This is a genomic window from Paenibacillus sp. P4_A7 (genome assembly GCF_056402455.1).
This window is the reverse complement of record NZ_JBFUHJ010000005.1, coordinates 1-11,575: the sequence shown is the minus strand read 5'-3', so window position 1 is coordinate 11,575 and position 11,575 is coordinate 1. Positions and strand designations below refer to the sequence as shown.

Genomic DNA, 11,575 nt, shown 5'->3' with positions numbered 1-11,575 from the left:
GGGTAATGAGGAAATACAAGGTTCTGAGGGCTGTGGTCATCCTTCAAGCTGTATGTATGGTTGTATTAACCGTAGTAGTAGTAGTAAAAGTGTGGCCGGGGAACAATAGACTAATTGACCCGCAACCGCAAACGAATATTGGCAGTGATGAAGGAACAGCTGAGACAGATCAGCCTGAACAAACCCCTGAAGTAGATTCTCCAGAACAAGCAGACCCCAATCGAACAATAGCGAAGGTGGGACCGGTACTTATTACGGCCGCTGAGCTGGAGAGTCAACTTTACAAACAATATGGCGACGATGTACTTAGAGCGATGATGGTACATAAAGCGATAGACTTGGAGGCCGCGGCCTCGGAGTTAAGCGTGTCGCAAGAGGAATTACAACGAGAACTTGAAGAAATGATCGACGGTTATGATAGCGAAGCTCGTTATTTTGAAGTGATGAAAGAACAGTTGGGTATGACAAAGGCGCAAGTGCAAGATGAAATGCGATACAGGCTGCTTCTGGAAAAAATAGCGGTTCGCAGCATCATTGTAACCGACCTTGAAGTAGAGAAGTATATAAAGGAGCATCCGGATGAATATGGTTCACAGCTTCAGCTGCACTTACTGTGGATTTTGACTGAAACGGCAAAGGAAGCTGAATCTGTACTGGATCTTCTGAGTGATGGCGAGGATTTTTCATTATTGGCAAGCAGCTATTCATTGGATTCCTTTACTGCTGATATAGGTGGCGATTTAGGTTTAATTGATGAGCAGGATCCTTTCTATGATCGCAATATGCTGGATGCCGCAAGTAAGCTGCAAGTTGCTGAAACGGCAGGTCCCATTAAGGTAGACGGGGGATATGCTATTATTCGATTATTAGAGCGCCGAGTGACATCGGAATTGATGGGAAGCAGGCTGCAAGATGTCGTTCGCAAGCAGCTTGCACTAGAGAAAGCTGATTCATTGAATGAGTTAGAGGACAGACTTTTGGACAAATATGATGCTGTACAAACTCCATGATAAACGGGCTGGAAGTGGCTATTGACAACGGCTATAAGACATTGTTAATATTAAGTTAGTTAAAATACCAACTGATTCAGTCGGAATAAGGAGGAAGTCATTTTTATGGCCAAAATAGTACAAAGCGTTCTTGATCTCATCGGTGATACTCCGCTTGTTCGTTTGAACCGTCTCGTACCAGAAGGTAGTGCAGAAGTTTATGTGAAGCTTGAGTACCAAAACCCAGGTGCTAGTGTTAAAGACCGTATCTCACTCAGCATGATTGAGGTAGCAGAGCAAGAAGGACTCATTAAACCAGGCGATACTATTATTGAGCCTACAAGTGGCAACACAGGAATTGGTCTTGCAATGGTTGCTGCGGCAAAAGGCTATAATGCTATTCTGGTTATGCCAGAAACAATGAGCATTGAGCGTCGCAACCTTCTTCGTGCTTATGGTGCAGACCTCGTATTAACACCAGGTTCTGAAGGAATGAACGGAGCTGTTCGCAGAGCGGAAGAGCTAGCAGCAGAAAATCCTTCATACTTCTTACCGCAACAATTCAAAAACCAAGCGAATGTGAAGGTTCATCGTGAGACAACGGGTCCTGAAATCGTAGAAGCTATCAACTCGCTTGACGGTAAATTGGATGCTTTCGTTGCAGGTATTGGTACAGGTGGTACAATCTCCGGTACTGGTGAAGTGTTAAAGCAGAACTTCGAAGGCATCAAGATCTATGCTGTTGAGCCTGCTGGTTCACCAATTTTGTCTGGCGGCAAGCCTGGCGCTCACAAAATTCAAGGTATCGGTGCAAATTTTATACCTGAAATTTTAAACCGTGACGTGTATGACGCTGTCATTACAATTGAGAACGAAGAAGCGTTTGAATACGCTCGTCGTGCAGCGAAAGAGGAAGGTATTCTTTGTGGAATTTCTTCCGGCGCAGCTATTTATGCCGCATTGCAAGTAGCAAAAGAGCTTGGTGCTGGTAAACGTGTGGTAGCTATTGTTCCAAGTAATGGCGAACGTTACCTAAGCACACCGCTGTTTAACTTCGACAATTAATTTTAATTACAAAATAGCAGGAGGCCTTTCATTCTACGGGATGGAAGGCTTTCTTTTTATAATTACGGCTGAGTATAAGTTTCATCCTAATATTTCGCCCATATTTCACGATGAAATGAGCTTACGTCACCAAGGGGCGGCGCCAGCCGTTTACACTTGACGTTCTATTCTGTATACTGAGCAAAATAAGTCAAGCAATCGGGGGTTGAAGGTGATGGTCACCACATTAGACCAGTGGACTCGGTGGCACGCCGAACAGAAATATACAACACTGCCGCTAATTAAGCAGCTGCCATTTTATTTTGAGAATAAAGCGGGGGTTACTTCATGGGAAGAAGTGTGGCAGGATGCTTCTCCTTATGCCTTTGTACTGGAGAGCGGGAAGGAAGGACGTTACACCTATTTGGGTCTTCACCCAGACGGCATCATACGGGGTAAGGGCTTAGCTGCAGAATCTGTAGAGTTCAAGTCGCAAGGGGAACAAACTAAGCAGATATGGCAAGGAAAGCCGCTTGAGGTGGTTCGACAGTGGATGGAAGGCCACAAGGGACCGCGGATCGATAATGGCCCCAAGTGGACCGGGGGATGTGTAGGTTATTGGAGCTATGATGTTGTTCGGTCGATTGAGCGTCTGCCCGAGCAGGCTGAAGATGATTTGAGGTTGCCTGACTATCTATTTTTACGGATGAATGAGCTTTGGATTATTGATCATGTGGAATTGAAGCTATATACAGTTGTTCATAGCCAAATTGCACCGGATGCCAGCGCTGAGGATTTGCAGGAAACTTATAGGAGTGGGCTTTCGAGAATGGAGGGAATGGCCGAATACTGGTTAAAATGGTTCGAGAAAGACGGGGCTCGCGAGAAAGCAGCGGAGCAACGGGCTGCCCGATTACTTTTGACTGAAGCAGATTCTCTTCATATTGATGTTGAGACTTTCAAAGGCATACATTCTCCATTCTCAAAAGAAGCGTACAAGGAAGCTGTTCGCAGTATTCAACGGTATATTGAGCAAGGAGATGTATTTCAGGTTAATCTGTCAGTCCGCCAAAGTAGGACGGTTCATACGTCACCTGAAGAGCTTTATGAATGGCTTCGCGTTTTCAATCCTTCTCCTTATATGGGTTTTCTGCGCTGTCCTGATTTTCAGATTGTATCGGCATCGCCTGAGCTTCTGGTGGAGCGGAATGAGAATCGACTCATTACAAGGCCGATCGCAGGGACAAGGCGTCGCGGACTTACGGAGGAAGAGGATCAACGGCTGGCTGAAACTTTGCGAACGAATGAGAAGGAACGAGCAGAGCATATAATGCTCGTGGACCTAGAGCGGAATGATCTCGGTCGCATATCGGCCTATGGCACGGTTCAGGTAAAAGAGCTCATGGTTATTGAACAATACTCGCATGTGATGCACCTCGTCTCGCAGGTTGAAGGACAGCTAGCAGACGGAAAAGATGCGTATGACGTTATAGCAGCTACGTTTCCAGGAGGGACAATTACTGGCGCTCCCAAAATCCGCACCATGGAAATTATCGATGAGCTGGAACCTACCCGAAGAGGACCGTATACCGGTTCACTTGGATGGATTGACTACAACGGCGATATGGAATTTAATATTATTATCAGAACCATGGTGATGCAAGGTGATCATGTTCATATTCAAGCAGGTGCAGGTATTGTTATTGATTCTAATCCAGCTCGGGAATATGAGGAATCGCTAAATAAGGCGAAAGCTTTATGGAAGGCCATTCAATACAGTGAACAATTTGCTTCTGCTAAACAAAAGTGAATACCGTTAGAATGAAGGGGGAGTTGTGCGATGATACTTGTAATCGATAATTATGATTCTTTTACGTACAATTTGGTTCAGTACTTAGGAGAGCTCGGAGAAGAAATTACGGTAAAACGGAATGATGAGATCGATTTGGCCGGMATAGAGGCTCTTGCTCCAGACCATATACTAATATCACCGGGACCTTGTTCCCCGAACGAAGCGGGTATTAGTTTATCACTCATTGAGCATTTTAAAGGGAAGATTCCGATTTTTGGTGTTTGTTTGGGGCATCAATCAATCGGACAAGCCTTCGGTGGGGAAGTAGTTCGCGCTGAAAAGCTGATGCATGGTAAAACCTCAGCCATTCTTCATGATGGCAAATCAATTTTCGAAGGTATGCCAACACCGTTTACTGCTACCCGCTATCATTCACTCATTGTTCGCAGAGAAACGCTTCCAGATTGCTTGGAAATTTCTGCGGAAACGGCTGAAGGTGAAATAATGGGCTTGCGACACAAGGAGTATGCGATTGAAGGGGTGCAATTCCATCCTGAATCCATCATAACGGAGTATGGGCTTACGATGCTTCGTAATTTTTTGCAAAAACGTACGGGCGCAGCACGATGAAAGTCGGGCTGAATGGCTCTGTTCTGGATGCCAGCAAGGCCGTGATCTCAGTTTATGATCACGGTTTTTTGTACGGGATGGGTTTGTTCGAGACATTTCGAACCTATAATGGTAAACCGTACTTGCTGGACAGACATTTGTTACGATTGCAGCGCGGATGTGATCAACTTGGTATACCGTATCATGCTGACCTAGCTCTGATTAATAAATGGACGCGTGAGGTGTTGGACGCAAACGAACTTAGTGATGGGTATGTACGGCTTACCGTGAGTGCGGGTGAAGCTGAGCTTGGCTTGCCGCCCGGTGACTATATGCACCCGAACGCCCTTCTGCTTGTAAAGTCCCTACCGAAAGCCAATGATGAGGTTCATATGCGCGGACGGGAGCTACGGCTGCTGCAAACGCTGCGGAATACGCCTGAAGGTGATGTTCGCTTTAAATCCCTCCATTATATGAACAATATTATTGCGAAGCGGGAATTGGTTCGTTGCGGTGCCGCTTTCGGTGTAGAGGGATTGATGCTTAGCAGCGAGGGTTGGATTGCTGAAGGCATTACAAGCAATTTATTTTTTGTGACAGACGGTGTTGTACATACTCCTTCCATTACTATTGGCATTTTACCTGGAATAACACGGGAGCGTGTAATGGAGCTGGCACTAGTTGAAGGATATAAGGTAGAAGAAGGATTATACGGCTGGGAGATGCTTCAGAAGGCGGATGAAATTTGGATGACGAATTCCATACAAGAGCTTATCCCTATCACTACGCTCACAGGCACGGATGGTCAAAGCATCGTAATTAGTGGAGGTACGGCTGGGCCAGTTACGAGGCAGCTGTTGTCGTTATATCGTAATACGACGATTTCTTAACCTTTAAATAGAGAGATTACAACACATAGTGAAAATCAGCTAGTAATGCAATTTCAATCAGTGGTACAGATAGTAATGAGTAGTATGTGAAAGGATGAAGGTGAAGTAGTGACACGAAATAATAAACCTGATTTTTGGATACGAGAATATAACCTTAGCGGGGGCGTCAAGCTCGAGCTTGGTAAACGGACGTTAATTATGGGTATATTGAATGCAACACCAGATTCTTTCTCTGATGGCGGACGCTATACGCATATAGATGCAGCAGTTGCTCATGCTGAGGCGATGGTAAGCGAGGGCGCCGATATACTTGATATTGGCGGTGAGTCCACGCGGCCTGGCTTTGAACCAGTACCACTTGAAGAAGAATTGCGGCGTATCGTCCCAGTTATTCGAGCGGTTCGCGAGGCGCTGCCCCATGTGCCGATTTCGATTGACACGTATAAGTCAGAGACAGCTCGCCAATCTCTCGAAGCGGGTGCGCACATTATCAATGATATATGGGGCTTGAAGAATGATCCCAACATGGCAGCAGTCGTGGCTGAATATGGTTGTCCGGTTATTATTAATCATAATCGTCATGATCGGAACTATAATGATCTCGTTCCAGATGTTCTTGCCGATCTACATAGCAGCATTGCTATCGCAAGAGCTGCGGGCATCGCGGATGACCAGGTCTGGTTAGATCCAGGAATCGGCTTCGCCAAAAGTTATGAAGAAAACATCGAAATGCTCGGACGTCTTTCAGAGCTTGCAGCACTCGGTTATCCGGTACTATTAGGTACCTCGCGCAAGCGTTTCATTAAACAAGCATTAAATTTGCCAGTTGAAGAGCTTGTAGAGGGGACAGCTGCGACCGTTGCCGTAGGCATTGCACAAGGCTGTCAAATCGTACGTGTGCATGATGTCAGAGCAATGAAGCGGACAGCGCTTATGACTGATGCTATTTTTTATCGAGGCTGATTGGGTAATTGATAAACCTCTTTTCTAACTAAGAAACAACACAGACTATTTCAACTTAGGCTGGTTTTAAGAATAAGAGCAGCTATATTGTTAGGAGAGTGACTGGATTGGATAACATGATAATTAAAGGAATGCGCTTCTATGGCTATCACGGGGTGTTTGCCGAAGAGAATAAGCTAGGGCAACAGTTCTTTATTGATCTAGAACTGAAAATGGATTTAGAGCAGGCTGCGCAAACGGATGATCTAAACTTTACGATAAATTATGCAGATATTCATGCTCTTACGAAAAACATTGTAGAGGGTCCGCCATATAAACTAATAGAAGCTTTAACCGGCAACATTGCATCACGTGTTTTGGAAGCTTATACTATTGTAAATGAAGTGACTGTTCGAGTAACTAAGCCACATCCGCCGTTTGACATCCATTTTGACGGTGTAACGATTGAGATGCGCAGAAAGCGAGATGCTGATGGAAGATCAATACCAGCGTAACGGCGCATTGGTTGAAGCTTATATTGGTTTAGGTTCGAATATGGGTGATCGGGACCAACTGCTTATTGAAGCAATTGAGCTGATTAATGGTCATATAGACCTTGATGTTTGCAGGGTATCAGGCATTTACGAAACGGATCCGGTAGGTTTTACAGAGCAACCGTCATTTCTGAATATGGTAGTGGTCGTTCGTACCGAGTTAGCGCCTGTACCATTATTGCGTCGGCTGCTTGCCATTGAGCAGCAGCTTGGTCGAATACGGCAAGTGCGATGGGGACCGAGAACCATTGACCTTGATCTTCTCCTATATGATAATGTCAGAATGGATCAAGAGGAGCTGACGCTGCCGCATCCGCGTATGATGGAGCGAGCATTCGTGCTAGTGCCGTTGAATGATGTTATCGAGCGAACACACCCGCTGAGGGAACAAGTTAGTTCATCGTCCAAAATGGCACTTCAGGATGGAAAGGAAGGCATTTCGTTATGGAAAACAACCAATTGGCGCAGCGCGTCAGAGCCTTTCGGAAGCTGAAGGGCTATACCCAACAGGAGCTGGCCAAGAAGCTTGGCGTATCGGTGGCAGTGCTTGRCTCATTGGAGCGGGGCACAAGAAAGACAGATCCTAAGCTGCTGAATCATATCGCCAAAACACTAGATATCAGCTACGAAGAATTAATGTCCAATGACCGTGAGTAGCAACTCTTACACAATGATTTTTATTTTAAATAATGTAGTAAAGGAGCAAGGAGCGACATGCTGAAAATCGGAGACATCGAGATGAAGAACAGAGTGGTGCTAGCGCCGATGGCAGGCGTGTGTAACCCTGCTTTTCGATTAATTGCTAAGGAATTTGGAACGGGGCTTGTTTGCGCAGAGATGGTAAGCGACAAGGCAATCCTCCACAATAATAAACGGACGCTAGAGATGCTGTTTGTTGATGATAGGGAGAAGCCTCTAAGTCTTCAAATATTCGGGGGCGACCGGGAATCGCTTGTCGAAGCAGCTAAAGTAGTTGATAGGCAGACGAATGCGGACATCATCGATATTAATATGGGTTGTCCAGTTCCTAAAGTAACAAAGTGTGATGCGGGTGCTAGGTGGTTGCTCGATCCTAACAAAATATACGAGATGGTATCGGCAGTAGTCGATGCAGTTAAGAAGCCAGTTACGGTGAAAATGCGAATTGGCTGGGATGCTGAGCATATTTTCGCAGTGGAAAATGCACTTGCGGTTGAGCGGGCAGGCGGCAGTGCTGTCAGCGTACATGGACGTACACGCGAGCAGCTGTATACGGGCAAGGCTAATTGGGACATTATAAAGGATGTTAAAGAAGCGGTATCTATTCCCGTAATTGGAAATGGTGATGTCTGCTCTCCTCAAGATGCTAAACGGTTACTCGACCATACAGGTTGTGACGGTGTCATGATCGGTAGAGGCGCGCTTGGAAACCCGTGGATGTTATATCGTACGATTCAATACTTGTCGAACGGTGAGCTGCTAAGCGATCCGACTCCTCGTGAGAAGATGGAGGTTGCTATCCTTCATTTAGATCGTTTAGTCGCTTTGAAGAATGAGCACGTAGCCGTACGTGAGATGCGAAAACATTTAGCGTGGTATTTAAAAGGGCTGCCGGGTGGTGCTCGCGTGAAGGACGTTATAATGGAAGAGACCGGTCGCGATCCGATGGTTGCTATATTGGAGAAGTACATTTTATCGCTTGAAGAGGAAGCGGATATGCAGCCTTCGAGCCAAATGTTAGATAACAGCTCAATTGAAGAGGAAGTTACTTACTAATTTCTTCAAAGTTCACAAATACATGGATACCTTAATGAAAGTTTTATCATCGACAGTATTCGACAAAAAAAGCTATCAATATCCTTATCATTCACCAAGAATTGCACTTATGTCTTCTATGGATAACATAAGCTGTTTACTCTTGGTTAAATGGCAATGTAACGGTTTCCATTGATCCGCTGGCTTTGATTGACATTCAGGGTGACTTTGAAATATAATCGTGCAATATAATCTCTAGAACACACCATGAGCGCACTTCAACAACTGTAGGTATGAAGGTTGTTAAGCGTAATATATTAAGTAACAGTGAATTCATACACGGTATGAAAATTAGTCACACGACAGGAGAATCGGAAAGATGAACGATAAGCAAATCATTCTGACTCAAGAAGGGCTACGTAAGCTCGAAGATGAATTAGAAAATCTTAAATCGGTCAAACGTCGTGAAGTTGCTGAACGGATCAAAGTAGCAATTGGCTATGGCGATATCAGTGAAAACTCGGAGTACGAGGATGCAAAGAATGAGCAAGCGTTCATAGAAGGCCGTGTTATTACCCTTGAGAAAATGTTGCGTAATGCACGCATTATAAATAACGATGAAATCGATACAGAGATTGTTAGTATTGGGTCCATTGTTACAGTCGAGGATATGGAGTATGGCGATACGATGGAGTACGCTATTGTTGGTTCAGCTGAAGCTGATCCGCTGCAAAACAAAATTTCAAATGAAAGTCCGGTTGGGAAAGCGATTCTGGGCAAGAAAAAAGGCATAGTCGTTGAAGTAAGTGTTCCAGTCGGCATCATCCAATACAAGATTATTGATATCAAAAAATAAAGTTTGCTATGTGCGGCTCGGAAAGCTTCCTTGTGGGAAGCTTTTTGAACGTTTACCGAACGTGTCAAGGAGATGAATGTAATGGAACAAGACAACAAAGAGCAAGAGATTAATGAACAAGAGCTAAGTGAGTTATTGCAAATCCGCAGAGACAAGCTGGACGAGCTTCGCGAGCTAGGTGTGGATCCGTTCGGCCGTAAATTCGAACGCACTCATAATGCCAAAAATATTATGAATTCATATGAGGTAGCAAGTAAAGAGGAACTGGAAGAGCAAGGGGTAAAAGTAAGTATTGCCGGCCGTATTATGCAGAAGCGCGGAATGGGTAAAGCAGGTTTTGCTCATATTCAAGATTTAAGCGGTAGAATTCAAATTTATGTCCGTAAAGACGCGGTAGACGAACAGAAATTCGCAGCATTTAATTTGCTCGATATYGGTGATATTATCGGCGTACACGGTGTTATTTTCAAAACCAATACAGGGGAAATTTCAGTCAAGGCACTTGATATAGAAGTGTTGACCAAATCTTTGCTTCCTTTGCCAGATAAATACCACGGTCTTAAGGACGTAGAGCTTCGTTATCGTCAGCGCTATGTGGACCTGATTGTAAACCCGGATGTCCAACAGACTTTCATTACACGTTCGAAAATCATTCAATCCATGCGCCGTTACTTAGATTCTCTTGATTACCTAGAGGTTGAGACGCCAACCTTGCATTCTATTGCAGGCGGTGCGGCGGCACGTCCGTTCGAAACGCATCATAATGCACTGGATATGCAGCTTTATATGCGGATCGCAATCGAGCTTCATCTAAAGCGTCTGATCGTTGGCGGACTGGAGAAGGTTTATGAGATTGGACGCGTATACCGTAATGAAGGTATATCAACTCGACACAATCCCGAGTTTACGATGATTGAGCTGTATGAGGCTTATGCTGACTACAAGGATATTATGGCGTTGACTGAAAATCTTATTGCACATATCGCACAAGAGGTACTTGGCTCAACCAAGATAATGTATCAAGGTCAAGAGATTGATCTGACCCCGCAATGGCGTCGCGTTACAATGGTTGATCTTGTTAAAGAAACAACGGGCGTTGATTTCAACGTTGAAATGAGTGACGAAGAAGCTCATCGTTTGGCGAAGGAGCACAAGGTTGCTGTCGATCCGCATATGACATTTGGTCATATCGTTAATGCCTTCTTCGAGCAATTCGGAGAGCACACATTGATACAGCCGACGTTTGTAACAGGTCATCCTGTTGCTATATCCCCTCTTGCCAAAAGAAGTGAGTCCGATCCACGGTTCACCGATCGTTTCGAGCTATTTATCGTAGCGCGTGAGCATGCTAACGCCTTTACGGAGTTGAACGATCCGATTGATCAACGTGAACGCTTCGAGGGTCAGCTTGTAGAACGTGAGCATGGTAATGATGAAGCACATGAAATGGATGAGGACTTCATTCGTGCACTAGAGTACGGTATGCCGCCAACTGGTGGACTAGGAATTGGGGTTGACCGTTTGGTTATGCTGTTGACTGACTCAGCATCCATTCGAGATGTGCTGYTATTCCCTCATATGAGAGAACAACGCTCAGGCGAGTAAGAAGCCTATCAAGAATAAACATAAAGAACCGCTGGGCGTAGCTGCTCGGCGGTTTTTGTATTTCAGCTGATAAGGCCATGTGTGGTACAGGATCCTTAGGCTCTAACCGCTATGAACAGGATGTGTTTCTTCTATATAAGAATAGTCAGTTTATTGGATTGTTCGGGGGTCATATGCGTATTAAAAGACTATTTTAATGTTTTTTAAAATAAAGCTTGCATTCGCATGGACCAACGTGATATATTATCTAAGTCGCCAACRGRACAYACGGTTGGCAAGCACAAAAGATTGCTCTTTGAAAACTGAACAACGAGTATTAAACTGCCCTAACGATCCTAACGGATCATTAGAAAAAGCGATAAAAGATTGAGCAAGTCAAACACCAATTTGGAGAGTTTGATCCTGGCTCAGGACGAACGCTGGCGGCGTGCCTAATACATGCAAGTCGAGCGGATTTAATTGAAAGCTTGCTTTCAATTAAGTTAGCGGCGGACGGGTGAGTAACACGTGGGTAACCTGCCTTTAAGACTGGGATAACATTCGGAAACGGATGCTAATAC

General features: G+C 44.9%; 12 protein-coding genes and 1 rRNA gene. All 13 read left to right on the top strand.

What is annotated here, in order from left to right; all coding sequences use genetic code 11:
- Positions 1-5: 5 nt before the first annotated feature.
- Entirely contained in the window at positions 6-1,010 is a 1,005-nt protein-coding gene (locus AC1DWN_RS01410) for a peptidylprolyl isomerase (RefSeq protein ID WP_477557162.1), read from the top strand.
- A gap of 105 nt (positions 1,011-1,115) precedes the next feature.
- Positions 1,116-2,054: a cysteine synthase A gene (gene cysK / locus AC1DWN_RS01405; RefSeq protein WP_477557161.1), complete on the top strand. Its 939-nt coding sequence runs from the start codon at positions 1,116-1,118 to the stop codon at positions 2,052-2,054.
- 214 nt (positions 2,055-2,268) lie between these two features.
- On the top strand, positions 2,269-3,843 hold the full coding sequence (locus tag AC1DWN_RS01400; RefSeq protein WP_477557160.1) for an anthranilate synthase component I family protein: 1,575 nt from the start codon (positions 2,269-2,271) through the stop codon (positions 3,841-3,843).
- 30 nt (positions 3,844-3,873) lie between these two features.
- Positions 3,874-4,455: an aminodeoxychorismate/anthranilate synthase component II gene (pabA, locus tag AC1DWN_RS01395; RefSeq protein ID WP_477557159.1), complete on the top strand. Its 582-nt coding sequence runs from the start codon at positions 3,874-3,876 to the stop codon at positions 4,453-4,455.
- A complete protein-coding gene (locus AC1DWN_RS01390; protein WP_477557158.1) occupies positions 4,452-5,324 on the top strand; it encodes an aminotransferase class IV in 873 nt (290 codons plus the stop codon). Before pabA ends, AC1DWN_RS01390 begins: the two co-directional genes overlap by 4 nt.
- Positions 5,325-5,432: 108 nt before the next feature.
- Positions 5,433-6,287: a dihydropteroate synthase gene (gene folP / locus AC1DWN_RS01385; RefSeq protein WP_477557157.1), complete on the top strand. Its 855-nt coding sequence runs from the start codon at positions 5,433-5,435 to the stop codon at positions 6,285-6,287.
- Between the two features lie 107 nt (positions 6,288-6,394).
- A complete protein-coding gene (gene folB / locus AC1DWN_RS01380) occupies positions 6,395-6,781 on the top strand; it encodes a dihydroneopterin aldolase (protein WP_477557156.1) in 387 nt (128 codons plus the stop codon).
- Entirely contained in the window at positions 6,759-7,313 is a 555-nt protein-coding gene (gene folK / locus AC1DWN_RS01375; RefSeq protein WP_477557155.1) for a 2-amino-4-hydroxy-6-hydroxymethyldihydropteridine diphosphokinase, read from the top strand. Before folB ends, folK begins: the two co-directional genes overlap by 23 nt.
- Positions 7,265-7,477 (top strand): helix-turn-helix domain-containing protein, encoded by a 213-nt coding sequence (locus AC1DWN_RS01370; protein ID WP_477557154.1) that lies wholly within the window; start codon positions 7,265-7,267, stop codon positions 7,475-7,477. The genes folK and AC1DWN_RS01370 overlap by 49 nt, the downstream gene beginning before the upstream one ends.
- A 57-nt stretch (positions 7,478-7,534) precedes the next feature.
- Positions 7,535-8,575: a tRNA dihydrouridine synthase DusB gene (gene dusB, locus AC1DWN_RS01365; RefSeq protein WP_477557153.1), complete on the top strand. Its 1,041-nt coding sequence runs from the start codon at positions 7,535-7,537 to the stop codon at positions 8,573-8,575.
- A gap of 358 nt (positions 8,576-8,933) precedes the next feature.
- Positions 8,934-9,410, top strand: coding sequence for a transcription elongation factor GreA (gene greA, locus AC1DWN_RS01360; RefSeq protein WP_477557152.1), 477 nt, complete (start codon positions 8,934-8,936; stop codon positions 9,408-9,410).
- Positions 9,411-9,491: 81 nt separating this feature from the next.
- On the top strand, positions 9,492-11,015 hold the full coding sequence (gene lysS / locus AC1DWN_RS01355; protein WP_477557151.1) for a lysine--tRNA ligase: 1,524 nt from the start codon (positions 9,492-9,494) through the stop codon (positions 11,013-11,015).
- A gap of 384 nt (positions 11,016-11,399) precedes the next feature.
- A 16S ribosomal RNA gene (locus tag AC1DWN_RS01350) occupies positions 11,400-11,575 on the top strand; the annotation flags it as partial.